General features: G+C 59.4%; 22 protein-coding genes. 8 read left to right on the forward strand and 14 right to left on the reverse strand.

What is annotated here, in order from left to right:
* Nucleotides 1–373: 373 nt before the first annotated feature.
* From AABC73_RS08030 to AABC73_RS08050, 5 genes are all read right to left on the reverse strand, one after another.
* Nucleotides 374–1,567 (reverse strand): acyl-CoA dehydrogenase family protein, encoded by a 1,194-nt coding sequence (locus tag AABC73_RS08030; RefSeq protein ID WP_341523136.1) that lies wholly within the window; start codon nucleotides 1,565–1,567, stop codon nucleotides 374–376.
* A 111-nt stretch (nucleotides 1,568–1,678) separates the two neighbouring features.
* Complete coding sequence (locus AABC73_RS08035) at nucleotides 1,679–3,031, reverse strand: LLM class flavin-dependent oxidoreductase (protein WP_341523137.1); 1,353 nt, start codon at nucleotides 3,029–3,031, stop codon at nucleotides 1,679–1,681.
* A 46-nt stretch (nucleotides 3,032–3,077) separates the two neighbouring features.
* Nucleotides 3,078–4,082 carry an ABC transporter substrate-binding protein gene (locus AABC73_RS08040; protein ID WP_341523138.1) on the reverse strand — a complete coding sequence of 335 codons (1,005 nt, stop codon included), beginning with the start codon at nucleotides 4,080–4,082 and terminating at the stop codon, nucleotides 3,078–3,080.
* 94 nt (nucleotides 4,083–4,176) lie between these two features.
* Nucleotides 4,177–5,760, reverse strand: coding sequence for a rhodanese homology domain-containing protein (locus AABC73_RS08045; RefSeq protein WP_341523139.1), 1,584 nt, complete (start codon nucleotides 5,758–5,760; stop codon nucleotides 4,177–4,179).
* Nucleotides 5,757–6,365 (reverse strand): cysteine dioxygenase, encoded by a 609-nt coding sequence (locus AABC73_RS08050; protein ID WP_341523140.1) that lies wholly within the window; start codon nucleotides 6,363–6,365, stop codon nucleotides 5,757–5,759. The genes AABC73_RS08045 and AABC73_RS08050 overlap by 4 nt, the downstream gene beginning before the upstream one ends.
* A gap of 224 nt (nucleotides 6,366–6,589) precedes the next feature.
* Between AABC73_RS08050 and AABC73_RS08055 the strand changes: the two genes are divergently transcribed.
* Nucleotides 6,590–7,495 (forward strand): LysR family transcriptional regulator, encoded by a 906-nt coding sequence (locus AABC73_RS08055; protein ID WP_341523141.1) that lies wholly within the window; start codon nucleotides 6,590–6,592, stop codon nucleotides 7,493–7,495.
* An 84-nt stretch (nucleotides 7,496–7,579) separates the two neighbouring features.
* Here the strand turns inward: AABC73_RS08055 and AABC73_RS08060 are convergent, their stop codons facing one another.
* Together AABC73_RS08060 and AABC73_RS08065 are read right to left on the reverse strand one after the other, a co-directional pair.
* A complete protein-coding gene (locus AABC73_RS08060) occupies nucleotides 7,580–7,990 on the reverse strand; it encodes a PA2817 family protein (protein WP_020290555.1) in 411 nt (136 codons plus the stop codon).
* A gap of 85 nt (nucleotides 7,991–8,075) precedes the next feature.
* Entirely contained in the window at nucleotides 8,076–10,523 is a 2,448-nt protein-coding gene (locus AABC73_RS08065; RefSeq protein WP_341523142.1) for an acyl-CoA dehydrogenase, read from the reverse strand.
* Nucleotides 10,524–11,071: 548 nt separating this feature from the next.
* Between AABC73_RS08065 and AABC73_RS08070 the strand changes: the two genes are divergently transcribed.
* The 5 genes from AABC73_RS08070 (at nucleotide 11,072) to arfB (ending at nucleotide 15,803) form a co-directional block, all read left to right on the forward strand.
* Nucleotides 11,072–11,695: a glutathione S-transferase gene (locus tag AABC73_RS08070; protein ID WP_341523143.1), complete on the forward strand. Its 624-nt coding sequence runs from the start codon at nucleotides 11,072–11,074 to the stop codon at nucleotides 11,693–11,695.
* 154 nt (nucleotides 11,696–11,849) lie between these two features.
* Nucleotides 11,850–12,782, forward strand: coding sequence for an ABC transporter ATP-binding protein (locus AABC73_RS08075; protein WP_341523144.1), 933 nt, complete (start codon nucleotides 11,850–11,852; stop codon nucleotides 12,780–12,782).
* Nucleotides 12,779–13,570, forward strand: coding sequence for an ABC transporter permease (locus tag AABC73_RS08080; protein ID WP_331153053.1), 792 nt, complete (start codon nucleotides 12,779–12,781; stop codon nucleotides 13,568–13,570). Before AABC73_RS08075 ends, AABC73_RS08080 begins: the two co-directional genes overlap by 4 nt.
* A 299-nt stretch (nucleotides 13,571–13,869) precedes the next feature.
* Entirely contained in the window at nucleotides 13,870–15,279 is a 1,410-nt protein-coding gene (locus AABC73_RS08085; RefSeq protein WP_331153054.1) for an amino acid permease, read from the forward strand.
* Nucleotides 15,280–15,389: 110 nt separating this feature from the next.
* Nucleotides 15,390–15,803, forward strand: a complete 414-nt coding sequence (gene arfB / locus AABC73_RS08090) for an alternative ribosome rescue aminoacyl-tRNA hydrolase ArfB (RefSeq protein WP_341523145.1) — start codon at nucleotides 15,390–15,392, stop codon at nucleotides 15,801–15,803.
* Here the strand turns inward: arfB and AABC73_RS08095 are convergent, their stop codons facing one another.
* From AABC73_RS08095 to phhA, 6 genes are all read right to left on the reverse strand, one after another.
* On the reverse strand, nucleotides 15,804–17,006 hold the full coding sequence (locus AABC73_RS08095) for an MFS transporter (protein WP_341523146.1): 1,203 nt from the start codon (nucleotides 17,004–17,006) through the stop codon (nucleotides 15,804–15,806).
* 237 nt (nucleotides 17,007–17,243) lie between these two features.
* On the reverse strand, nucleotides 17,244–17,423 hold the full coding sequence (locus tag AABC73_RS08100) for a hypothetical protein (RefSeq protein WP_341523147.1): 180 nt from the start codon (nucleotides 17,421–17,423) through the stop codon (nucleotides 17,244–17,246).
* Between the two features lie 84 nt (nucleotides 17,424–17,507).
* A complete protein-coding gene (locus AABC73_RS08105; RefSeq protein WP_341523148.1) occupies nucleotides 17,508–17,651 on the reverse strand; it encodes a hypothetical protein in 144 nt (47 codons plus the stop codon).
* Nucleotides 17,652–17,928: 277 nt separating this feature from the next.
* The gene (locus tag AABC73_RS08110; protein WP_341523149.1) at nucleotides 17,929–19,125 is read right to left on the reverse strand and encodes an amino acid aminotransferase; all 1,197 of its coding nucleotides are present in this window, start codon (nucleotides 19,123–19,125) and stop codon (nucleotides 17,929–17,931) included.
* Complete coding sequence (locus tag AABC73_RS08115; RefSeq protein WP_331153058.1) at nucleotides 19,125–19,481, reverse strand: 4a-hydroxytetrahydrobiopterin dehydratase; 357 nt, start codon at nucleotides 19,479–19,481, stop codon at nucleotides 19,125–19,127. Before AABC73_RS08115 ends, AABC73_RS08110 begins: the two co-directional genes overlap by 1 nt.
* A 13-nt stretch (nucleotides 19,482–19,494) precedes the next feature.
* The gene (gene phhA / locus AABC73_RS08120) at nucleotides 19,495–20,373 is read right to left on the reverse strand and encodes a phenylalanine 4-monooxygenase (protein WP_341524192.1); all 879 of its coding nucleotides are present in this window, start codon (nucleotides 20,371–20,373) and stop codon (nucleotides 19,495–19,497) included.
* A gap of 341 nt (nucleotides 20,374–20,714) precedes the next feature.
* Between phhA and AABC73_RS08125 the strand changes: the two genes are divergently transcribed.
* Entirely contained in the window at nucleotides 20,715–22,274 is a 1,560-nt protein-coding gene (locus AABC73_RS08125) for a sigma-54-dependent transcriptional regulator (protein WP_341523150.1), read from the forward strand.
* Between the two features lie 175 nt (nucleotides 22,275–22,449).
* Here the strand turns inward: AABC73_RS08125 and AABC73_RS08130 are convergent, their stop codons facing one another.
* Nucleotides 22,450–22,716 (reverse strand): DUF2790 domain-containing protein, encoded by a 267-nt coding sequence (locus AABC73_RS08130; RefSeq protein ID WP_341523151.1) that lies wholly within the window; start codon nucleotides 22,714–22,716, stop codon nucleotides 22,450–22,452.
* Nucleotides 22,717–23,125: 409 nt separating this feature from the next.
* On the opposite strand from AABC73_RS08130, the gene acs reads away from it, so the two are divergent.
* On the forward strand, nucleotides 23,126–25,081 hold the full coding sequence (gene acs, locus AABC73_RS08135; RefSeq protein WP_341523152.1) for an acetate--CoA ligase: 1,956 nt from the start codon (nucleotides 23,126–23,128) through the stop codon (nucleotides 25,079–25,081).
* Nucleotides 25,082–25,796: the final 715 nt, after the last annotated feature.

The following is a 25,796-nucleotide window of genomic DNA, read 5'->3' on the forward strand; positions in this document are numbered from 1 at the left end:
CACTATGTGCAGCAAACATTGAACATTATGTAGGAGGGGACTTGTCCCCGAAGAGGTCAGCCGGGCCAATCTCGATCTGTCTGCCCCGGCTTTATTGCCTGCGCCCACGTCTTCCCGGACAAGTCAGTCGGTAGGAGGGGACTTGTCCCCGAAGAGGTCAGCCGGGCCAATCTCGATCCGTCTGCCCCGGCTTCATTGCCTGCGCCCACGTCTTCGCGGACAAGTCCGGTCCTACCAGATCTGTGCAGGGCCGGTAGGAGGGGACTTGTCCCCGAAGAGGCCAGCCGGGCCAATCTCGATCCGTCTGCCCCGGCTTCATTGCCTGCGCCCACGTCTTCGCGGACAAGTCCGGTCCCACAATGTATCCGTTCGGCTAGTCCGTGGCTTTAGCCCGCTGGGCAAACACCGCCTTGCCCACGCCAATCAAGGTCACGTCGTTCTGCGGCGTGTGAATGCGTGCGCAGAGTACGTTGCGCAGGTGGCGTTGCAGCGGATTGCTGCGTGACAGGCCGGGGTTGCCGGACGCTTCGATGGCCAGTTCCACCGCGCGGATCGCGTTGGTGGTGACCAGGTATTTGATCTGCGCGGCATGCGCTGCCGGGGTCAGGCCTTGAGCAGCGGAGTGCAGCAGGCTGTGATTGTTGAACAGCAAGGTGTCGATTTGCCCGACCACTTCCTGAAAACGCGGCAAAGTCGATAGCGCCGCGCCCAGATTGGACGGCTTGCGCTCTTCCAGCCATTGCACGAACCATTCCCGTGCCGAGCGGGCGACGCCGTCGTAGACCGATGACAGCAACACCGACATCCACAGCATGCCCGACGGGTCCAGCTCCGCCTGTGGTGCGCTCCACGGGCTGACGCTGACCGCATGTTCCAGCGGCACCAGTACGTCTTCGAAAATCACTTCATGGCTGCACGTGGCGCGCATGCCCAAGTGATCCCAGTCCTCGACGATGCGAATCCCCGGCGTGTCCTTGTGCACCAGCCAGGCACCCACCAGCGGATCGGCGTCATCGCTGCGCGCCCAGACATTGAACCAGGTCAAGCCGTGGCTGCCGGTGGAGTAAATCTTGCTGCCGCTGATCCGCCAGCCTTCAGCGGTGCGTCGCGCCGTGGTCGCAGGCAGGCCGCCACGGGCCGGGGTGCCGAGATCGGGTTCGACCCGCAGCGAGTTGATCAGCGCGCCTTCCTGCACGGCTTGTTGCGCGACGTGCACGCGCAGATGCTGAGGCCAGCTTTTGCTGTCCTGCAGGCGCGCGTGCTGAATGTATTGCATGACCAGAATCAGCGCGGTGGAAGGCTCGCCCTGGGCCACGGCGCTGATGGTCTGTTGCGCTTGCAGCAGATCGGCACCGCCGCCGCCCAGATCGGTGGGGACGGTCAGGCCCAGCAGTCCGTGCTCGTGCAACAGGCGGAAATTGGCGTGAGGGAATTCCCCGCTGGCGTCATAGCGCTCGGCTGATTCTGCCAGTAGCGCGGTGATGGCCGTCAGTCTGGCGGCGAACGCTTCGGCGGACTCGATACCAGCGGGACGCACGACAACGGGGCGAAGGGGGGATGCGGTCATCTATGTTTTCCTTGGTCTAAATCATCGTAGGAGCCAACTTGTTGGCGAGGCATTGCTCCTGCGTTTCAGGAATACTGCTTCGCGAACAAGTTCGCTCCCACAGAATCGGGCCTACGCCAACGCCGGCTGTTGCTGATCAACCGGCGCTTCCTGCTGCGCATTGCGATTGACCGGTACTTGCAGGCCGAAATGCTCGCGCAACGTCGAACCACTGTAGTCGCTGCGGAACAAACCTCGTTCCTGCAAAACCGGTACCACCAGTTCGGCAAAGTACTTCAAGCCATCGGGCAGCAGCGAATTGATGATGAAACCATCGGCCGCTTCTTGTTCAAACCAGTTCTGGATCGCGTCAGCCACCTGATTCGGGGTGCCGACGAACTCACGTCGTGGTCGGGAGAAGTGCAGCGCGACTTCACGCAGGGTCAAACCTTCATCTTTTGCCAGTTGCTTGATGCGGTCCGAACCGCCTTTCTGGCTGTTGGAGCCCAGATCGCCCAGCTCGGGGAAGGGTGCGTCCAGCGGGTATTGGCTGAAGTCGTGGTCGTTGAACGGGCGGCCCAGCGCGACGATGGCGTCTTCGATGCTCACCAGCTCCACAGCCTGCTGATAGCGGCTTTCCACTTCGGCGTCATCGCGACCGACGATAGGCCGGATGCCCGGCAATATCGACAAGTCCAGCGGGTCGCGACCAAAGCCGGCAGCGCGTTTCTTCAGGTCCCGATAGTAGGCCTGGCTTTCTTCCAGCGTCTCGGCGTGGACAAAGATTGCATCGGAATATTCTGCGGCGAAGTTACGACCGTCTTCGGAGGTGCCCGCCTGAAAAATCAGCGGCTGGCCCTGTTTGGAACGGGCAATGTTCAGCGGGCCCTTGACCGAAAAGAACTCGCCCTGGTGATTGAGCGCGTGCAGCTTGCCGGGGGTGAAAAACTCGCCGGTCTGCTTGTTGCGGGCAAAAGCGTCATCTTCCCAGGAATCCCACAGGCCTTTGACCACCGACACGTGCTCCTTGGCAATGCGATAACGCACTGCGTGGGGCGGATGTTCGGCTTTGCTGAAGTTATCAGCGGTGCCGCTGAGCCATGAGGTGACGACGTTCCAGCCGGCCCGGCCGCCACTGATGTGGTCCAGGGAAGAAATCTGCCGGGCGACCTGGAACGGTTCGGTGTAGCTGACCGTGACCGTCGCCACCAGGCCGATGTTTTCAGTGGTTGCCGCCAGCGCTGAAAGGATGGTCAGCGGCTCGAAACGGTTGAGGTAATGCGGGCTGGATTTTTCATGAATGTGCAGGCTGTCGGCGATGAACACGAAATCGAATTTCGCTGCTTCGGCCAGTTGCGCCTGCTGCTTGTAAAAGCCGAAATTGACGCTGGCATCGGCCTGTGCGTTCGGGTGGCGCCATTCGCCCCAGCCGTGACCAACGCCATGCACCATGGCGCCGAATTTCAATTGTCTTTGCTTGCTCATGAGCGTGCTCTCCGGAATCGAATTGAGTGAACAGAGTGGTTTGTGGTTACTGGGCGGCCGTCTTCACAACCTGAGCACGCGAAGCGTTGAAGCTTTTGTCGAAGCCTTTTGAGACGTCGATCTTTTTGCCGAGGATGCCTTCCTCCTGGTAGATGTCTGCCGTGGTTTGCAGGCCCTTGATGATCTTGTCGTCGATGTCCACCCGTTGCATCTTGGTGGCGCGAGCGATGGCCTGATGCACTTCGATCGGCAAACCGGTGGTCTTGGCCACGGCTGCGGCGTATTCGTCCGAATGGAGGTTGCTCCACAGGTAAGCGCGTTCCACCCGTGCCACGAAGTCGTCGAGCTGTACGCGTTTGTCGGCGATGGCCTTGCTGGTCGCCGCCAGGTACAGGTGATTGGTCAGCAGCTCGTTGCCGCTGATCAGCACGCGGTCCTGGCTCTGGGTGATGGCAACCGTGGTGTACGGATCCCAGGTCGCCCAGGCATCCGCGCCGCCGCTGGACAGCAGGATTCGCGATTCGCCGGGCAGCAGGTTAATGAAGGTCACGTCGCTGGTTTGCAGGCCCGCTTCACGCAGTGCCTTGATTGCCAGGAAGTGACCGATTGAGCCGCGTCCGGTGACAATGCGTTTGCCCTTGAGGTCGGCAACGGTCTTGATCGGCGAGTCCTTGGGCACCAACAGCGCCGTGGTGAAGCGTCCTTCAGCGTGGGTGATGCTCACCACTTTCAAGGGCGCGCCTGCGCCCAGGGCAAATACGTAGGGCGCGTCGCCCAGTGCGCCGATGTCTACGGCTCCGGCATTCAGTGCTTCACCCAGCGGCGCGGCGGAGGGGAATTCGGAAAACTTGATTTCGTAGGGCACGTCCTTGAGCTCGCCCGAGACTTGCAGCAAGGTCTTGATGGAGGATTTCTGATTGGCGACCAGCAAGGGTTGCAGGTCTGCGGCCTGAGCCTGTTGGCCCAGGGTCACGCTCAGCAGCGCGCCCAGCAGCAAGCTTTTCAGGTGCCGGCTTTTCGAGGGCAGTGCGGGTTTGCGGGCAAAGCTCATGGGTGTTTCTCCAGGCTAGAGGACAGTGCAGCGGGGACCTCCGCCTGGAGGGGTCGGTCCCGTTGGTGTGCAGCGGTCTTGGAAAATAGGTGGGTCAGATCACGTAAAAACCGTGGGTGCCGTCGCGGGCCAGTTGCGCCACCAGACCGTATTCCCAGTCCAGATACGCCTGCATGGCGGCGCGCGGTGCGTCGGTACCTTCGTACGGTCGGCGATAGCGGTCGATGCGCGGCGAGGCGAGCTGGCTTTCCCCGGTTTCCAGTGGCAGCCCGGCGGCAATCCAGCTGGCCGTGCCGTCCTTGAGCAGGAACACCGGTTTGCCGGTCAGTGCTTCGACCTCCGCCACAGCCAGCCGCGCCAGCTTGCTGCTGCCGCAGGTCAGGACGTAGCGCTCGGCGGCGGGGATTTTTTCCAGCGCCGACTTGAGCTGCGCGCGCAGCGTCCACCACGCGCCGGGAATGTGCTGCTTGACGTAGTTGGCGCTGGCGGTGAAATCCAGTACTGCAACGCCGCCATGCGCCTGCCATTCGACCAGGGTTTGCGGGCTGATTTCCTCGACCTGAGCTGGCGTCGGGATTGGTGCGTTCCAGTCGCCTTGCTCGCTGAAGTCAGCAGCGTGCAGGTCATCGACGACGAACACTTCCCAGCCCAGCTGTGCCAGCCATGAAGCCGACATATTGGCGCGTACACCGTCGTCGTCCACCAGCACCAGACGTGCGCCGCGTACGCTGGCGAAGTGATCGGTTTCCTGCACCAATTGCCCGCCCGGTGTCGAGCGCGCGCCTGGCAAATGCCCTTTGGCGAATTCTTCCGGGGTGCGTACGTCGAACAGATAAGTCGTACGCGTCGCGTCTGCTTGCCAGCTGTGCACGTTGGCACGGCTGGCGCGTTTTACCTGCGCCTTGTCGGCAACCCGGCGCGCATCGGCGCTGGCAATTTCGCGGGTTTCTTCGCTGACCGCGGCAAAGCGTCGGGCCTGGCCGTGATCCAGGGTTTGCCCGGCCAGCAGCCAGCCGATGGTGCCGTTGCGCAGGGCATTGATCTGATTGGGCAGACCGGCGTTGACCAACGACTGGGTGCCGATAATGCTGCGGGTGCGTCCGGCGCAGTTGACGATGATCCGCGTGTTCGGGTCCGGCGCCAGCTCCCGGGCGCGCAACACCAGTTCGGCACCGGGCACGCTGATCCCGCTGGGAATGCTCATGGTCTGGTATTCGTCATAACGGCGTGCGTCGAGGACGACCACGTCGGCCTTGGATTCGATCAGTTGCAGCACGTCTTCAGCAGCCAGCGACGGCGTATCCCGATGATGCTCCACCAGTTCGCCAAACGCCTTGCTCGGCACGTTGACGTCGATAAACAGCTCGCCGCCCGCATCGCGCCAGCCTTGCAGACCGCCTTCGAGCAATTTCACGTCGCTGTAGCCCAGCGCCTGCAAACGCTCAAGGGCGATTTGCGCCAAGCCTTCGCCATTGTCGTACAGCGTCACGGCGGTGTCGCGGCGAGGAATTCGGGAGAACACTTCCAGTTCGATTTTCGACAGTGGGATATTCGCCGCGAACAACGGATGGGCTTCGGCGAACGGCGCTTCTTCGCGTACGTCCACCAGCGCCAGTTCATTTTTATCCAGCAGTGCCTGGCGGATATCGGCAAAGGATCGGGTAGTTGGCTGGGTCATTGGCTTTGGCTCTCTTTAGACAGGTCCCAGATGTTGGGCAAAAAGGCGTTGGAATAGCCGGAAATAAACAGTTTTTCGGTACCGTCAGGCTGATACACCGCACGGCGTACCGCACCGATGTTGGCGCCATAGACGTGAATGCTGATCGATACCTGATCACTGTAGGCGTTGCTGACTTGATGAATGTCGTTGCTGAGCGGCGACAGCGCCTCGACGTGACCGGGCTCCAGGCGAATCGCCGGGCCTTCCTGTTCCAGGCGGCCACCTTCACTGCGGGCGAAGCCCTGGGAGAATTCCGCACCGCGCAGCATGCCGATCAAGCCCCAGACGCGGTGGTCATGAATCGGCGTACTTTGCCCCGGCCCCCAGACGAAGCTGACCACCGAGAAACGCTGCCGGGAGTCGGCATGCAGCAGGTACTGCTGATAGCGCTGCGGATCGGGAACGGCGTATTCATCGGGCAGCCAGTCGTCGTAACTGACCAGTTGGGACAGCAGCTTGCCGCCACGATGCAGCAGGTCGCCTTCGCGAGGATTGCTGTCAATCAGCTCGGCCAGCGCGCCAATAAAGGCTCTGAGTCTTTCCGGGTGTCGGGTCTGCGTCATATCGCATCCAGCGCTTGGTTAAGGCATGGATTAATATAAGCATAATGGCGATGTTTAATATGCTATTTTTTTATGATTAGGATATAACCAAAATGTTGGTTGGATGGGTATGATGCGCCTGGTTTTGTTGGAGCGAGGCCTCTGCCGCGAGGATCTATCCACCCAAGCAAATTCCAACTATGCTTTTCGCCTATCTCTTTCCCGTTTCTTTATGTGCAGTCCGAATGAAAATTGATGATATCGATGCTTTCGTGGCGGTGATTCGTTGCCAGTCGATCAGCCATGCAGCGCAATCGCTGGGTTTGACCCAGCCGGCGATTACTCGTCGGGTACAGAATTTCGAGCAGGCGTTGGGGGTCGAGTTATTCGATCGCAACACCAAGCCGCTCAAACCCACCCAAATGGGCACTCAGGTTTATCAGAAGTGCCTGGCGATCCTGCGGGAAATGGATTCCCTGCGCGAATTGGTCGCCAGTGATACGCCGCCCAGCGGCCTGTTGCGTCTTGGTGTGCCGCAGACCATTGGCGACGCGGTGTTGCTCGATGCGCTCAAATACATGCGCAATGAATTCCCCGACCTGCGCGCGCAGGTGGTAACCGGTTGGGGCAGTCATTTGGTCAACAAGATCGAGAATGGCGAGCTGGACGCCGCTGCGGCGTTGTTCCCGGCAGGCAAGATCTTCCCGGAGAACATTATTGGCGAGTCCATCGGCAAGATGGAACTGGTGGTGGTCTGTGCCAAATCAGCCTTGCCGAAGAAAGCCGTCAAGCTGGCGGACTGTTACGAGCAGGGTTGGGTGCTTAATCCCGATGGTTGCGGGTTCCGCGCCGGTTTGCAGCGTACGCTGACCGATCAGGGTCTGAGCCTGAAGGTCAATCTGGAAACCTTTGGCACTGAATTGCAACTGGGGCTGGTGGCCGATGGCATGGGCCTTGGCCTGGTGCCGCGTCCGTTGCTGGAGCGCAGTATCCATCGCGACCAACTGGCGGTGATGCCGGTCAAGGATTTCAAACCAGTGATGGACTTGTGGCTGATTTATCCACGTTTCCTGGGCAATTTGCAGGGTGCCGTGGCGTCGTTCGGCAGTCTGGTGGCGCAGTCGTTGAAACCGGTGAAAGACGCGGCGTGAGGCCGCTTCATTCGGCGCTATGACCGAATGAATGAATACGCATCCACGCCTGGCTTTGGCGGGATGCGCCAAACGCTGTCTCGATCAGTGTTTACTGCCCTGAGTCGGCATCGACAGAAGCTGTTTCTCACGATTCCAGTCAAACGGTTCTTCGTTCTGTTCAGCTTCGTAGCGGCGCTCTTCCAGCGATTGATACAGGGCGATTTCTTCGTCCGGCATGAAGTGCAGGCAATCACCGGCGAAAAACCACAGCAGGTCACGCGGCACCAGATGGGCGATTTGCGGATAGCGCTGGATCACTTGGCAGAGAATGTCCTGGCCCAGGTATTGGCTTTCGATCGGGTCCTGAGGCAGCAGCGTCATAAGTTCGTCGAAGCGCTCCATGAACAGCGCATGGCTTTCTTCGGGAACCTGCTCGGCCTCGCCCAGCGCGACCAGGATGCTGCGCAGATGTGCCAGCAGGTTCAGTTGGTGGTCGAGAGTGGCGTCGGCCATGGTTCAATCCTCAATAGCAAAAACGGGCGCGAGAGTATAAAGCTCTGCGCGCCCGCTGTGTGGTTGGCCTGACAAGATCTATCGATTAACGGATCTTGCCCTCGGCCAAGGTCAGCTCTTCCTTGGCAAAATCATCCACGTCGATCACCTTGCGACGTGCAGCTTCGGCGGCGCGCAGGTTCTCGGCCTCCAGCGGCTGCAACACCCCGGCATGCAGCGCCGCATCGATGATGTGCTCGCCGGCAGCCGGTTGCAGCTGACCGCCTTTTGCCGCGACGTGCAGCTTTTTGTGCAGCGGCGCAGCAGCGTTCAGCAAGTCGCTGGCGTGTTGCAGGGCGCCGACTGCATCATCGGGATCTTGCGGGCGATAGCAGCCAGCCAGCAATTCTTCCAGGGTTGGATCACCTTTGGCGCGGCCCAGAACAGCGGCGACTTCGGCATCCAGCGCGTCTGACGGCCCTTTGTGACGGCGGCCGAACGGGAAGGTCACCACGCGCAATACCGTGCCCAATACGCGACTCGGGAAGTTGGTCAGCAACTCGTCCAGCGCACGCTCCGACTCGCCGAGCGACTCTTCCATGGCCCAACGGAACAGCGGCTGCAAGTGTTGCGGGTAATCCAGGTCGTGATAACGCTTGAGCGCCGCTGAAGCCAGATACAAATGGCTCAACACATCGCCCAGGCGTGCCGACAGACGTTCCCGCCGTTTCAGCTCACCGCCCAGCAGCATCATGCTCAGATCCGCCAGCATGGCAAATGCCGCTGCCTGACGATTCAGCGCCCGGAAGTAACCCTGGCTCAAACTATCGCCCGGCGCGGCTTCGAATCGACCGAAGCCCAGGTTGAGAATAAAGGTGCTCGCTGCGTTGCTGACTGCGAAGCCGATGTGCTTGAGCAGCAGCGTGTCGAACTCGGCCAAAGCCTGATCGTGGTCTTCACGGCCGGCCAGGGCCATTTCCTTGAGGACGAACGGATGGCACCGAATCGCGCCCTGGCCGAAGATCATCAGGTTACGTGACAGGATATTTGCGCCTTCAACCGTGATGAAAATTGGCGCGCCTTGCCAGTTGCGGCCCAGATAGTTGTTCGGGCCCATGATGATGCCCTTGCCGCCATGCACGTCCATGGCGTGGGTGATGCATTCGCGGCCGCGTTCGGTCAGGTGATATTTGAGGATCGCCGACAGCACTGACGGTTTCTCGCCCAGATCCACCGCGTTGGCGGTGAGCATGCGCGCGCTGTCCATCAGCCACGCATTGCCGCCGATCCGCGCCAGGGATTCCTGAATACCCTCGAATGCCGACAGCGGCACGTTGAATTGCTCGCGAACCTGCGCGTATTGCCCGGTCACCAGACTGGTGAACTTGGCCGCGCCGGTGCCTACGGCAGGCAGCGAGATGGAACGGCCCACGGACAGGCAGTTCATCAGCATCATCCAGCCCTTGCCGAGCATTTCCTGGCCGCCGATCAGGTAGTCCAGCGGGATGAATACATCCTTGCCGGAGTTCGGGCCATTCATGAAGGCTGCGCCCAGTGGCAAGTGACGACGGCCGATTTCCACACCCGGCGTGTCCGTCGGGATCAACGCCAGGGTGATGCCGATGTCTTCCTCGTCGCCCAGCAAATGCTCGGGGTCAAAGGCCTTGAACGCCAGGCCCAGAAGGGTCGCGACCGGGCCGAGGGTGATGTAGCGTTTTTCCCAGTTCAGGCGCAGACCAATGACTTCTTCGCCTTGCCACTGGCCTTTGCAGATGATCCCGGTGTCGGGCATCGCACCGGCATCGGACCCAGCCAGCGGGCCGGTGAGGGCGAAACACGGAATATCATCGCCCCGCGCCAGACGCGGCAGGTAATGGTTGCGTTGCTCGTCGGTGCCGTAATGCAGCAGCAGTTCCGCCGGGCCCAGGGAGTTGGGGACCATGACCGTGGAAGCCAGGTCGCCACTGCGGGTCGCCAGTTTCATCGCCACTTGCGAGTGCGCGTAAGCCGAGAAGCCTTTGCCGCCGAACTCCTTGGGGATGATCAGGGCGAAGAAGCCGTGTTCCTTGATATGCGCCCAGGCGCGCGGCGGCAGGTCCATGGCCTGACCGATTTCCCAGTCAGTGACCATGGCGCACAGCTCTTCGGTCGGACCGTCGATGAACGCCTGTTCTTCCTCGGTCAGCTGGACCTTTGGATAGGCCAGCAGCTGATCCCAGTCCGGGCGACCGCTGAACAGCTCGCCGTCCCACCAGACGGTGCCTGCATCGATGGCATCGCGTTCGGTCTGGGACATCGGCGGCAGGGTTTTCTTGAACCAGGAGAACATCGGCGCAGTGAAGTGCTTGCGACGCAGGTCCGGCAGCATCAGCGGCAAGGCCACGGCCAGCAACAGGATCCAGAAAATCGCCAGCAACCAGCCCGGCGCATGGCTGAAAATCCCCATCGCCAGCACAAACACGGCAACCGCGCCCAAGGCGGGCATCGGTGCTACACGCCGGTGGGCCAGCCAGGCAATCCCGACAACCAGCGCAACAATCCACAACAACAGCATAAGTAATCCTCCGTGATGACAGCGGTAAGGAACCACTATCAATAGCCAGGTCCTGTTCCGTCAAGCGAACAGCACGGCGAGCATCGATAGTGACCCTTGGCGGGCGAGGGAGTTCGGTGTGTGATCGAGCGGGGTGGGAGCGAGCTTGCTCGCGAAAGCGATGTTCGAGGCGCAATAGATCATTCGAATGAACCGACGTCTTCGCGAGCAAGCTCGCTCCCACGAGCCGAGGCCAACCTGGCTTCTGTGCCTCGATAGTGCAGACGCCGCCAAACGCGCCCCACCACGGCACCGGAGGGAGGGAACCGCTGCGAAGCAGGGGCCGGACGTCAGCGCAGATGGTTTTCGTCTATTTTGCCGAAACAAAATGGACTCGACCGTCAGGGCGAAACCTGCTTACGCAGCGCTGAAAATGATGTTGGTGCCCTGCGATTCAACGTTCGAGGCACAATAAATCTTCGAATGAACTGTCGTCTTCGCGAGCAAGCTCGCTCCCACCGGGTAAACTGCTGCCACTTGTTGGAGTCTCGGTTTACAGAGGATTACCTATGTTGAAAATCTGGGGTAGAAAAAACTCGTCCAACGTGCGCAAGGCGCTGTGGATCGCTGAAGAACTCGGCCTGCAATACGAAGCAGTCGATGCCGGCGGTGCGTTCGGCCTGGTGGACGGTGAAGAATACCGGGCGAAAAACCCCAATGGCCGGGTGCCGATGATCGAGGATGGCGACTTCGTGCTCTGGGAGTCCAATGCCATCGTGCGCTACCTGGCGGCGCAATACGCCCCGGATTCGGCGCTGTTTCCAGCCAATCCTCAGGCGCGGGCAGCCGCCGACAAATGGATGGACTGGACCACCTCGACCCTGGCTGAACCGTTTCGGCATGTATTCTGGGGCGTGTTGCGTACTCCGGCGGAACAGCAGGACTGGGTGCAGATCAACGGCGCGATCAAGACCGTGCAAGGTTTGCTGGTCGTGGTGGACGAAGCGCTGGCGAGCCAGCCTTATCTGTCCGGTGACGAATTCGGCATGGGCGACATTCCTCTGGGCTGCTTTATCTATGCCTGGTTCGAAATGCCGATTGAACGTCCGGCGATGCATCATCTCCAAGCCTGGTACGAGCGTCTGAAAGCGCGTCCGGCTTATCGATCGGCAGTGATGACCGCGTTGACCTGATAAGTATTATCAATATATGTCGCTGTACTTGAATGGCTTAGCCAAGCACCATTGCCTGGCTATGCCGCACCTGTAACTGACTATTTCGCGGTTGCAATCAGCGGCATCCGCCCTCATCTATTCTTTCCTTTCCTTCATTGGTGCGTTTTCCGATATGAGTTCCGCTCTGTCCATCCGGCAGCTAACCAAAACCTACGGCAACGGTTTCCAGGCATTGAGTGGTATCGATCTGGATGTCGCCGAAGGTGACTTTTTCGCCTTGCTTGGCCCCAACGGTGCCGGCAAATCCACCACCATCGGCATCATCTCAACCCTGGTCAACAAGAGCAGCGGAACGGTGAATATCTTTGGTCATGACCTGGACCGCGAGCCTGCGGCGCTCAAGCGCTGCATCGGCGTGGTGCCCCAGGAATTCAACTTCAACCAGTTCGAGAAAGCCTTCGACATCGTCGTGACCCAGGCCGGCTATTACGGCATCCCGCTGAAGATCGCCAAGGAGCGCGCCGAGCGTTACCTGACGCAGCTGGGCTTGTGGGACAAGCGCGATGTGCCTTCGCGTTCGCTGTCTGGCGGAATGAAGCGGCGGCTGATGATTGCTCGTGCGTTGATTCATGAACCGCGTCTGCTGATCCTCGACGAACCGACGGCTGGCGTGGATATCGAGCTGCGTCGTTCGATGTGGGGTTTCCTCACCGAGCTGAACGAGCAGGGCACGACGATCATCCTCACCACGCACTATCTGGAAGAGGCCGAGCAGCTGTGTCGCAACATCGGCATTATCGACCACGGCGTGATTGTCGAGAACACCGGCATGAAGCAGTTGCTCAACAAAATGACCGTCGAAACCTTTCTGCTGGATCTCAAGGATGCGTATCAAAGCGCGCCACAGTTGATCGGTTATCCAGGCAGGCTGATCGACAGCCATACCCTGGAAGTCCAGGTCGACAAGAATATCGGCATCACTGCGCTGTTCGGCCAACTCGCCGCGCAAAACATTGAAGTGCTGAGCCTGCGCAATAAAACCAATCGCCTCGAGGAGCTGTTCGTGTCCCTGGTGGAAAAAAATCTGGCGAAGGTGGCGGTATGAGCAACGAAACCACCTCCGAGCTGCGCCCCAACCTGATTGCCCTGAACACCATCGTCTATCGCGAAGTGCGTCGTTTCATGCGCATCTGGCCGCAAACCCTGCTGCCGCCAGCGATCACTATGGTTCTTTACTTCGTGATCTTCGGCAACCTGATCGGCCGGCAGATCGGCGACATGGGCGGCTTCACGTACATGCAATACATCGTGCCGGGCCTGATCATGATGTCGGTGATCACCAACTCCTACGGCAACGTGGTGTCGAGCTTCTTCGGCGCCAAGTTCCAGCGTTCGGTCGAAGAGCTGATGGTTTCGCCGGTTTCGCCGCACACCATCCTTGTCGGTTATGTACTGGGCGGCGTGCTGCGTGGCCTGATGGTCGGCGTCATCGTGACCATGCTCTCGATGTTCTTCACCGATCTGCAAGTGCATCACTTGGGTATCACGGTGATCGTCGTGGTGCTGACGGCGACGATCTTCTCGCTGCTGGGCTTCATCAATGCCGTGTTCGCGCGCAACTTTGATGACATCTCGATCATCCCGACCTTCGTGCTGACACCGCTGACCTATCTGGGTGGCGTGTTCTACTCGATCAATCTGCTGCCGCCGTTCTGGCAGACCGTGTCCATGGCCAACCCGGTCCTGCACATGGTTAACGCCTTCCGCTTCGGCATCCTCGGCGTGTCCGACATTCGGATCAGCATCGCCCTGGCGTTCATGGTCGTCGCGACCATCGTCCTGTATGTGGGCTGCGCGCGATTGCTGGTCAGCGGGCGTGGGATGCGGCAGTAAACAACTGCCTGTGGGAGCGAGCTTGCTCGCGAAGCCTTTAGTTCATCCGGCGCATTTCTTGGGCCTGAGATACAGCTTTAGCAAGCAATCTCCCACAATGTTTCCCTCGTGGTTACCCCTCCAACCCCCCCCACCCCCCTCCAACGATGTACAATCCCCCGCGTTTTTTCTGTGGCTTGCTGACGTCTTCGCGCATCCAACACGTTCAAGGCTATCCGCCTTGTGCACTTCATTCCTCGGCGCCATAAGCGCTGCGGGTTCGATTCCGTCACAGACAAAAACAACCAGGTGACTATCCAATGAGTGAACACCTCTCGTCTTCCGGCGAGCTGAAACGTGGGCTGAAAAACCGCCACATCCAACTGATCGCCCTGGGTGGCGCCATCGGCACAGGCTTGTTCCTGGGTTCGGCAGGCGTGCTCAAGTCGGCGGGTCCGTCGATGATCCTCGGTTACGCCATCTGCGGCTTCATTGCCTTCATGATCATGCGCCAGCTCGGCGAAATGATCGTCGAAGAGCCGGTCGCAGGCTCCTTCAGCCATTTCGCGCACAAATACTGGGGCGGTTTTGCCGGGTTCCTGTCCGGCTGGAACTGCTGGATTCTGTACATTCTGGTGGGCATGTCCGAGCTGACAGCCGTGGGCAAGTACATCCATTACTGGTGGCCGGAAATCCCGAGCTGGGCGTCAGCGGCGGTGTTCTTCCTGATGATCAACGCGGTCAATCTGGCCAACGTCAAGGTCTTCGGTGAGGCGGAGTTCTGGTTCGCCATCATCAAGGTCGTGGCGATTCTGGGCATGATCGCCCTGGGCAGCTATCTGCTGGTCAGTGGGAATGGCGGGCCGCAGGCATCGGTCAGCAACCTGTGGGAACACGGCGGCTTCTTCCCCAACGGCGTGATGGGTCTGGTGATGGCTCTGGCGATCATCATGTTCTCCTTCGGCGGCCTGGAAATGCTCGGCTTCACCGCAGCCGAAGCTGATCAGCCACGCACCGTGATCCCCAAGGCGATCAACCAGGTGATCTACCGGATCCTGATTTTCTACATCGGCGCCTTGGTGGTGCTGCTCTCGCTGACCCCTTGGGACAGCCTGCTGGCCAGCCTCAATGCCTCGGGTGACGAGTACAGCGGCAGCCCGTTCGTGCAGGTGTTCTCGATGCTGGGCAGCGACACCGCCGCGCACATCCTCAACTTCGTGGTACTGACGGCGGCGTTGTCGGTCTACAACAGCGGCACTTACTGCAACAGCCGCATGCTGTTGGGCATGGCCGAGCAGGGCGATGCGCCGCGTTCCCTGGCACAGGTCGACAAGCGTGGCGTGCCGGTGCGGGCGATTTTCGTTTCGGCGCTGGTGACGTTTGTCGCGGTGCTGCTCAACTACCTGATTCCGCACAGTGCCCTTGAACTGCTGATGTCGCTGGTGGTGGCCACGCTGGTCATCAACTGGGCGATGATCAGCTATTCGCACCTCAAGTTTCGCCAGCACATGATCCGCACTCAGCAAGTGCCGCTGTTCAAGGCTTTGTGGTATCCATACGGCAACTACGTCTGCCTGGCGTTCGTGGTGTTTATTCTTGGCATTATGCTGATGATTCCGGGCATTCAGGTTTCGGTGTATGCGATTCCGGTCTGGCTGCTGCTGATGTGGGTGTGCTACCGCATCAAGAGCAAGCGCAGCGCGGCGGCTGCGTTGCATCACGCTGGCTGAGTTCGTCGGCTGTCAATAAACCCGGTCTGCAGTGCTCAAACGCTGCGCCCGGGTTTTTTATGGGGGCAACGGTTATCCTGACGACCCAAGATCGACTGTAGCCTTGACCCATGCTGGTGATTTCCAACAATGTGCATCTGCCGGATGCCGAAATCGAACTGACTGCGATTCGCGCCCAGGGTGCGGGCGGGCAGAACGTCAACAAGGTTTCCAGCGCGCTGCACTTGCGCTTCGACATCAACGCTTCGTCGCTGCCGCCGTTCTACAAGGAGCGGCTGCTGGCCCTGCGCGACAGCCGCATCACCAGCGATGGCGTGTTGATCATCAAGGCCCAGCAATATCGCACTCAGGAGCAGAATCGCGCCGACGCGTTGGAGCGTCTGGTCGAGCTGATCGTCAGCGCCACCAAAGTCGAAAAGAAACGCCGTCCGACCAAACCGACGCTGGGCTCGAAGAAGCGTCGGCTGGAGGGCAAGACCAAGCGCGGCTCGATCAAGGCCGGGCGCGGCAAGGTCGATTTTTGATCAGGCCCGCTGTTCGCGCATCGCTTTGGCTTGCTTGTACAGATAAACGCTCAGGCCCAGGCCGCTGAGCGAGGCGATGGCCGCAAACAGGAAGATCGACGAGAAACCGAAGCCTCCCGCGATGGCGCCCGCCACCGGGCCGGTAATCCCCAGCGACAGATCGATGAACAGCGAATAAGCCCCCACCGCTGCGCCACGGCTGGACGCCGGGACGAGGTTGACCGCTTCGACGCCCAAGGCCGGGAACACCAGAGAAAAGCCAAAGCCGGTCAGCGCCGCGCCCGCCAGTGCCAGTTCCGGCGACGGCGCCAGCCACAGCAACAGCAAGCCGAGGCTTTCTACTGAAAGGCAGGCAATCGCCACTCGAAAACCGCCCAGGCGATTGATCAAATTGCCAAACAGCAAGCGAGCCGCGATAAAGCAGCCGCCGAACAGGCTCAGGCACAGTACGGCGTTTGGCCAGCTGTGGCTGGCGTAATACAGAGTAATAAAGGTGGCGATGGTGCCGAAACCGATGGAACCCAGCGCCAGGCCCATACCGTGGGGCAAGACTCGACCCAGCACATGCAGGAACGGCAGGCGCTCGCCATGCACGATGGGCGCGGGCTCTTTCTTCCAGGCTAGCGTCAGGCCGAGGCCAGCCAGCAGAATGATGCTCACGCCCATGCTCCACAGGCCCAGTTCACCGACCATCAGCACACCCAGCGGCGCACCAATGGCCAGCGCGCCGTAGCTGGCGATGCCGTTCCAGGAAATCACCTTGGCGGTGTTCTTCGCCCCGACGCGGCCGATGCCCCAGCCAATCGACCCCGAACCCACCAGACTTTCCGCGCTGCCCAGCACCACTCGACCGATAAACAGGCAGACCAGACTTGCGACGGGCCAGCCCTGCAGCCAGCTCGACAACAGCATCAGTACGCCACTCAAGCCACAACCGGCCAGGCCGAACAGCACGGCTTTCTTGCTGCCCAGGTTATCGATGATGCGGCTGGAATACGGGCGACTCAGCAGGGTTGCCAGATACTGCACGCTGATGACCAACCCGGCTACGACAGCGCCGAACCCCAGATCGGTGTGGACATAGCCGGGCAGCACGGCCAGCGGTATGCCGATATTCAGGTAGCCGATGAAAGTGAATAAAACGATGGAAACGACCTGCAGCGTGACGGCCATAGGGCGTTGTGGAGAGTGGGTCTCTGGCATGAATAAGCGGTCCAGGTTACGGCGGAGAGGGCAAAAGCTTAGCAGGCTAATCAAGTGCGCCATGATAGCGGTGTATGGGGGTTTATCGGGAGGGGTGAAGCTGAATACTGATGAAAATGCTGGAACAGAGCCTTGTGGGAGCCAGCTTGCTGGCGAAGGCTATGGGTCGATGCTGGAGATAAGGGGGATGAGTTAGCTTTTTCGCGAGCAAGCTCGCTCCCACTCATCCGTCTGCAGTTACTCTTTGGCGGGGGCTACCAACTGCGTGGTCACCATTGCGGCCAAGGCTTTTTCCTGGCTGCCGAAGCGTTCGAGCAAGGCCTGTTTCTTTTCAGGGCTCAAGCGCGACCAGACGTTGATCATCTTCTCGGCGGTGCCGATCAAGGTGTTGGCATGGGTTTCGGTAAATTCGGTCATGGAGGGTGTCTACTTGTCTCGGCATTTTCAGGCGTATGGAAACTCAGCAAAACCGGTTTTCGATACGCCTGAAAAAAATCGCCTTCAGTCTTCGCTGGAGGCTGGCTGGCAGTCTTCAACCTGCGCGCTGCTGGCTTTCATCTCGACCACTTGACCGAGTTCCAGCTGCGCCAATGTTGACTGCTCGGGTTCACTCTGGCTCGGGGGGAAGTTTGGGATTTCATGCATCGTCGTCGCTCCTTCGCAAGATTTTTCTGGTTGCTGGACAGAACCGTGCTTCTAAAAAGCTTGGGCAGGATACATCACCGCAAATGACAAACAGACTTTTATCGATACCGTTGGTCATGTGCGGAAACAAAAAGCGGATTTTACTGTCTGGGAGCAACACAGAATTTGCGTGGGGCTTGTCGGGATCCGTAGGACTGGCTTTAGCCGGGAGAATGCCCTCCCGGCTAAAGCCGGTCCTACGTAATGACGCAGTAATTCGGAGCGCGCTTGTCGCTGGTCAATCCTTGCACACCGCCGCAATCGCCAGCGCCAGCTGATCCAGTCGTGCTGCATCGATGCCGGCGACGTTGGCGCGGCCGGCGTTGACCATGTACACGCTGTGCTCGTGACGCAGGCGCGCCACCTGATCGTTGTTCAGCCCGGTGTAGGAAAACATCCCGCGTTGAGTCGCGATGTGCGCGAAGCGTTCGCCCAGGCCCAGTGGCGTCAACGCCTCCACCAAGCCGCTGCGCAGTTGCGCGATGCGCTGGCGCATTTCCTCGACTTCATCGGCCCACAGGCTTTTCAGCTCTGGATTACCGAGGATTTCCGCGACTACCGCAGCGCCATGGTCCGGCGGGCTGGACCACAGGTTGCGGGCAATCGACGACAACTGGCTGCGCACGTCCTGGGATTTCTCCGCATCGCCAGCCACCACCAGCAAGGCGCCGGTGCGATCCCGGTACAAGCCGAAGTTTTTCGAGCAGGAACTGGTGATCAACAGCTCTGGCAGTTCGGCCGCCAGCAGCCGCACACCCCAGGCGTCCGCTTCCAGGCCATCGCCGAAGCCTTGATAGGCGAAGTCGATCAGCGGCAGCAGGTTACGGCTGCGCACGATTTCCAGCACCCGACGCCAGTCGTCATGAGACAGGTCAAAGCCCGTCGGGTTATGGCAGCACGCATGCAGCAGTACCACGTCGCCGGTTGGCACGCCGTTCAGCGTTTCCAGCATGGCCTCGACATTCAGGCGATTGTCGCTGCCCACGTAAGGGTAATGACTGACCTTCAGCCCGGCCTTGGCGAAGATGGTTTCGTGGATCGGCCAGGTCGGTGCGCTGAGCCAGATGCCGCGCCCCGGTAGGCATTCGGCGATGAAGTCACCGGCCAGGCGCAAGGCCCCGGTGCCGCCTGGCGTCTGAGTGGCACTCACGCGTTTTTCGGTGAGCAGCGGGGAGCCAGCGCCCAGCACCAGTTCGCTGATCAAGCGGCCGAAACGCGGTTCGCCGTGGCCGCCGATATAGGTCTTGGTCATTTGCGCATCGACCAGACGCTGCTCGGCCAGCTTCACCGCGCGGGGAATGGTGGTCAAACCCATTGCGTCCTTATACACGCCAACGCCAAGGTCGAACTTGTCGGGATTGGTGTCGGCGGCGTAGGCGTCAATCAGGCCCAGAATCGGATCGCCCGGTACTCGCTGGATATCGGTGAAATGCATTACTTGCGGCCCTCGGCGCCTTTGGCCACCTCGTCGGTGCGGGCAGCCATGATGAAATCGTTACGGTGCAGCCCTTTGATCGAATGGCTCCACCAGGTGACGGTCACTTTGCCCCATTCAGTCAACAGACCGGGGTGGTGACCTTCAGCTTCGGCAATTTCGCCGACCGCGTTGGTAAATGCCAGCGCAAATTTGAAATTCTTGAACAAGAAGACTTTTTCCAGCTGCATCACGCTGTCGCGAACCTCGATGTTCCAGTCCGGGATCTGCTTGATCAGCTCGGGCAATTCGGCATCGCTGACTTGTGGCGCGTCGGCGCGGCAGGCTTCGCAGTGGGCTTGGTTGAGGGTAGTCATGATGAATTCCTGTTCAGGCCGCGTAGGGCTTGGATGAAGAGTTTGATGAATGATTGGCCGGGTTTTTCGGCGCGAAGGTCGGCGCGTGAAGGCCCAGCTGCATGCCTTGATCGACCATGCCCATGATGTCTTCGTGGGCCAGATCGAATAGCCGCTTGAGGTCGGGCAGGACAAAGTACAGGGGCTGCAGGATGTCGATACGGTAGGGCGTGCGCATTGCGTCCAGCGGATCGAACGCCTTATGCACAGGCTCGGACGACAAGCTATACACCGCTTCTTTAGGCGATGAAAGGATGCCGCCGCCGTAGATCCGTCGACCTTTGGGTGTATCCACCAGGCCGAACTCGATGGTCATCCAGTACAGCCGCGCCAGATAGACGCGCTGCTCTTTGCTCGCGCTGAGTCCTAGCTTGCCGTAGGTATGAGTGAATTCCGCGAACCAGGGGTTGGTCAGCAGCGGGCAGTGGCCGAATATTTCGTGAAAGATATCTGGCTCTTGCAGGTAGTCCAGTTCCTCCTCGCTGCGTATGAACGTGGCGACGGGAAAGCGCTTGCTGGCCAATAACTCAAAAAAAGTCTGGAAAGGAATCAGCGCCGGAACGCGGGCCACTTGCCAGCCGGTCGTAGCCGCTAGCACTGCGTTGATTTCACTCAACTGTGGAATACGATCGTGGGGCAGCGCCAGCTGCTCGATGCCATCCAGGTATTCCTGGCAGGCGCGGCCTTCGATGACTTTCATCTGGCGGGTGATCAAGGTATTCCACACCGCGTGCTCGGCGGCCGGATATTCAATGAATCCGTTCTCATCGGGCTCGCGTGCCACATAACGCGTCTGGCTCATGCTGCTCTCCTGGGTTCTTTTTTTCGATTTGTGTCGAACGCCTGAGGCTATAGATACCTTTTTTCGGGGTTTTGGTAAGTGGATTGCCAGCACGGACGTCGCGTTTTTTGCTCTGCGTCGTAACGATTTCGTTACGTTCTTGGTTGGCTCTTGGGATTTGACGGCCGTATCAGGGAAAAATCCGTCTGTACTGTCACGTATTCTTGACGATAATATTCGCGACACGATAAAAATTTGTAGGGGCGCATTCCTCTGTGGGAGCGAACTTGTTCGCGAAGAAGCCGGTACAGGTGATAGAGATTCAGTGCTTGGTCAACAGCCTTCGCGAGCAAGCTCGCTCCCACCAGGTTCGCGCCTACAGCAGCCTTCTTGCATCACAGGATCAATCCGCCATGCGCATCAAAGTCCACTGTCTCAATCGCATCGGCATGACCCGCGATATCCTCGATCTGCTGGTCAACTACGGCGTCAACGTGGCCCGAGGTGAGGTGGGCGGCGAGCAGGGTGATGCGATCTATCTGTATTGCCCCAACCTGATCAACATGCAGTTCCAGGCGTTGCGCCCGAAATTCGAAGCGATCCCCGGCGTTTTTGGCGTAAAGCGCGTGGGACTTATGCCCAGTGAGCGTCGGCATATGGAGTTGAACGCGCTGTTGGGTGCCCTGGAGTTTCCGGTGATGTCCATCGACATGGGCGGCTCCATCGTTGCTGCCAATCGTGCCGCTGCGCAGTTGCTCGGGGTCAGGGTCGACGAAGTGCCAGGCATTCCGCTGTCGCGTTACGCCGAAGACTTCGATCTACCGGAACTGGTGCGCGCCAATAAGTCGCGAATCAATGGCCTGCGGGTCAAGGTGCGCGGCGACGTGTTCCTGGCCGATATCACGCCGTTGCAATCGCAGCATGACGACAGCGAGGCGATGGCCGGCGCGGTGTTGACCTTGCATCGCGCGGATCTGGTGGGCGAGCGCATCTATCAAGTGCGCAAGCAGGAATTGCGCGGCTTTGACAGCATCTTCCAGAGTTCCAGGGTCATGGCTGCCGTAGTGCGTGAAGCCCGACGCATGGCGCCGCTGGATGCGCCGTTGTTGATCGAGGGCGAAACCGGCACTGGCAAGGAACTGCTGGCTCGCGCCTGTCACCTGGCCAGCCCGCGCGGCCAGTCGCCGTTGATGGCAATGAATTGCGCGGGCTTGTCCGAATCCATGGCCGAGACGGAATTGTTCGGCTACGGGCCGGGCGCTTTCGAGGGGGCGCGAGTCGAAGGCAAGCTGGGGCTGCTGGAGTTGACGGCGGGTGGCACGTTGTTTCTCGATGGCGTCGGCGAACTGAGTGCGCGGATGCAGGCCAAACTGTTGCGATTCCTCCAGGACGGCTGCTTTCGTCGGGTGGGCAGCGATGAGGAGGTTTATCTGGATGTGCGGGTGATCTGCTCGACCCAGAGCGATCTGTCCGAGCTGTGCGCCAGAGGTGAGTTTCGCCAGGACCTTTACCACCGCCTCAACGTGCTGACGCTGCATATCCCGCCGTTGCGCGAATGTCTGGATGGCTTGGGCCCGTTGGTTGATCACTTTCTCGATCAGGCCAGTCGGCAGATAGGCTGCGCGCTGCCGCGAATCGTCCCGGCTTCGATGGCGCGCCTGACCCATTACCACTGGCCGGGCAATATCCGTCAGTTGGAGAACGTGTTGTTTCAGGCGGTTTCATTATGTGAAGGTGGCACGGTCAAGGCTGAACATATCCGATTGCCAGAATATGGCGTGCGGGAGCCGTTGCGTGAGTTTTCCCTGGAAGGCGGGCTGGACGAGATAGTTGGGCGGTTTGAAAAGGCTGTATTGCAACGCCTGTATCCGGAGTATTCCAGCAGCCGACAATTAGGTAAGCGGCTCGGCGTTTCTCACACCACTATCGCCAACAAGTTGCGCGACTATGGATTGAATGCGGAGAAGAAATAAGTTTGAACTAAAACTTGAATCGTTGCGGAGGATTAAGCGTTCAAGAACTTTATATGTATAAATAAAGTTTAATGTTCGATGCCAGAGATGCGTGGATTGCAATAGGTACAGAAACGAGGCCGCGTCTCCAGGGATTGCTCCGGGAGACGCTGGCATCAAGCGTGTGCGCGATGGATCAACCGTTGCTGCAACCGTTGCCCATCACCTGATAAGCCATGACGTGCTGTTTGCCTTGCGAATCCAGGTAGGTCATGCGCATCGGCACTACCGCGCAGATGTTTGGAATGTCGCTGACGGAAACCACTTTGGCGATGTCCGGGTGGCTGCCATAGGTGTATTGCTCGGCGCGGGCTTGTTGTGCAGCAACTTTTGCACCTGACTCTTCAGCCATTGCAACTGCGCTGAAACCACAAAGGGCCAGAACCAGCAGTGAAGCTTTCATTGCGTATTACCTTCTTCAGTTCGAAAGGGGTCACATAACCCTTGTGAGATTATGTGTGAATCGAGTGTGGGTATCGTTGATTAACAAGCCGTGTGGGGGCTGTCAGTTGTTAATCGGTTTGCCGTGTTGGCGAGATTGATTCTATGCCTCTGTGCCCCCTTCATATAGAAAGGGTTTTGATAAACACTGTTGAGCAAATCCGTAATAATCCGTTTCACTGCTGCCCAAACCCTGGCGTCGCTCGTTCTTTAGTCTTGCTTCGTTTGGCGTATTGCGCCGTGATACGCGGCTCTCAGGCCGATTGTGGTGTAGGGTTGCATAGCGGTAAGACCATCGTCGAATGGTCCCGGGACCGACAGCCGGTTACAACGGACACATAAAACAACAACTATCCACCGAGGTAACCAAGATGAGTGCAGCTTCCCTGTACCCCGTCCGCCCAGAAGTTGCAGCGACAACGCTGACCGATGAGGCGACCTACAAGGCCATGTATCAGCAGTCAGTGGTCAATCCCGATGGCTTCTGGCGTGAGCAGGCCAAGCGCCTCGACTGGATCAAGCCTTTCACCTCGGTCAAGCAGACCTCTTTTGACGATCACCGGGTCGATATCAAATGGTTCGCTGACGGCACGCTGAACGTTGCCTACAACTGCCTGGATCGTCACCTGGAAGAACGCGGCGACTCCATCGCCATCATCTGGGAAGGCGACGATCCTTCCGAGAGCCGCAACATCACTTATCGCGAACTGCATACCGAAGTCTGCAAATTCGCCAACGCCCTGCGCGGCCAGGATGTGCATCGCGGCGACGTGGTGACTATCTATATGCCGATGATCCCCGAGGCTGTGGTCGCCATGCTGGCGTGCGCCCGGATCGGAGCCATTCACTCTGTGGTATTCGGCGGCTTTTCGCCTGAAGCGCTGGCCGGACGCATCATTGATTGCCAGTCCAAAGTGGTGATCACCGCCGACGAAGGCCTGCGTGGCGGCAAGAGAACTGCCATGAAAGCCAACGTCGACCGTGCGTTGACCAACCCTGAAACCGCCAGTGTGCAGAAAGTCATTGTCTGCAAACGCACGGGTGGCGACATCGAATGGAACCGCCATCGCGACATCTGGTACCACTCGTTGCTGGAAGTGGCATCGGCCACCTGTGCACCGAAAGAAATGGGCGCCGAAGAGTCGTTGTTCATCCTTTATACCTCCGGTTCCACGGGCAAACCCAAAGGCGTGCTGCACACCACCGCTGGCTATCTGGTTTACGCCGCGCTGACTCACGAGCGGGTGTTCGACTACCGTCCGGGCGAAGTCTATTGGTGCACCGCTGACGTGGGCTGGGTGACCGGTCACAGCTACATCGTCTACGGCCCGCTGGCCAACGGCGCAACCACGCTGCTGTTCGAAGGTGTACCGAACTACCCGGACATCACCCGCGTGTCGAAAATCGTCGACAAGCACAAGGTCAACATCCTCTACACCGCCCCGACCGCCATTCGCGCCATGATGGCCGAAGGCACCAAGGCCGTGGACGGCGCTGACGGTTCGAGCCTGCGCCTGTTGGGTTCGGTGGGTGAGCCGATCAACCCGGAAGCGTGGAACTGGTACTACAACACCGTCGGCAAGAAGAACTGCCCGATTGTCGATACCTGGTGGCAGACCGAAACCGGCGGCATCCTGATCAGTCCGCTGCCAGGCGCTACTGCCCTGAAGCCGGGCTCGGCGACGCGTCCGTTCTTCGGAGTGATTCCGGCCCTGGTGGATAACCTGGGTAACCTGATCGAAGGCGCGGCCGAAGGCAATCTGGTCATCCTCGATTCCTGGCCAGGCCAGTCGCGCACGCTGTACGGCGATCACGACCGTTTCGTCGACACCTACTTCAAGACTTTCCGTGGCATGTATTTCACCGGTGACGGTGCGCGTCGTGACGAAGACGGCTACTACTGGATCACCGGTCGCGTGGACGACGTGCTCAACGTGTCCGGCCACCGCATGGGTACCGCTGAAATCGAAAGCGCGATGGTTGCCCACCCGAAAGTTGCCGAAGCTGCCGTGGTCGGCGTGCCTCACGATTTGAAAGGGCAGGGCATCTACGTTTACGTCACGCTCAATGGCGGCGAAGTTCCGGATGAAGCGCTGCGTCTTGAGTTGCGTAACTGGGTGCGCAAGGAAATCGGTCCGATTGCTTCACCGGATGTCATTCAGTGGGCGCCGGGTCTGCCGAAAACCCGCTCCGGGAAAATCATGCGCCGCATCCTGCGCAAGATTGCCACCGGCGAATACGATACCTTGGGTGATATCTCTACCCTGGCTGATCCGAGTGTTGTGCAGCACTTGATCGAAACGCACAAGACCATGACCGCCGCCTGATAAAGGCAGCCCAAAAACCCCGCCCGGCGAAAGCCTGGCGGGTTTTTTTTGTGTGCCCGGTTATTGCACTGCACGATCCCCGTGGGAGCGAGCTTGCTCGCGAAGGGCCGGTGCATGCGGCATAGATTCAGCGCCTGAGATACTGTTTCGCCAACAAGTTGTCGCCTTGTGTGTTGCCAGTGCGCATTGATCAGACACTACTTATTCTGGTGCCGCGCTTCGAATCGGGTTGCGCCAACAGCATTTGCGGTGCGGCTTATTGAGGTTTCGCCCTGACGGTCGAGTCCTTTTGTTTCGGCAAAGGACGAAACCATGTGCGCTAACGTCCGGCCCGACCGCCGCACGCAAAAGCGAACATCAAAAGCCGCGCTGGCCACCGCCTGTTGGAGGCTTGCCCGCGAATCAGACGCCTCGGTGGGCCAGACTTACGCATTAGAGTTCTTCTCAGGCGAGCCTCGCGCTCCCACCACCAGATATATATCCACATGTTACCCACGAACCGCTGGATGTAACCCGACGCCCATTTGTGGGGCGATGCACCTCATTTTTTGTAGGAAATGGGTGCGTTATCGTCCATAAAATAAACCCGATCAACGCTGCGCTTGCCGTATTACAAGGCTTTGCCAATAATGGGCGCGTATTTTGCTGCATAGATCGGTTAGTCTTCTTTTCGCATTGCATAATCTGCAATAGCTGTCAATGAGCCCGGTCTGTT

It is taken from the genome of Pseudomonas sp. G.S.17, assembly GCF_038096165.1.
Taxonomy (GTDB): Bacteria; Pseudomonadota; Gammaproteobacteria; order Pseudomonadales; family Pseudomonadaceae; genus Aquipseudomonas.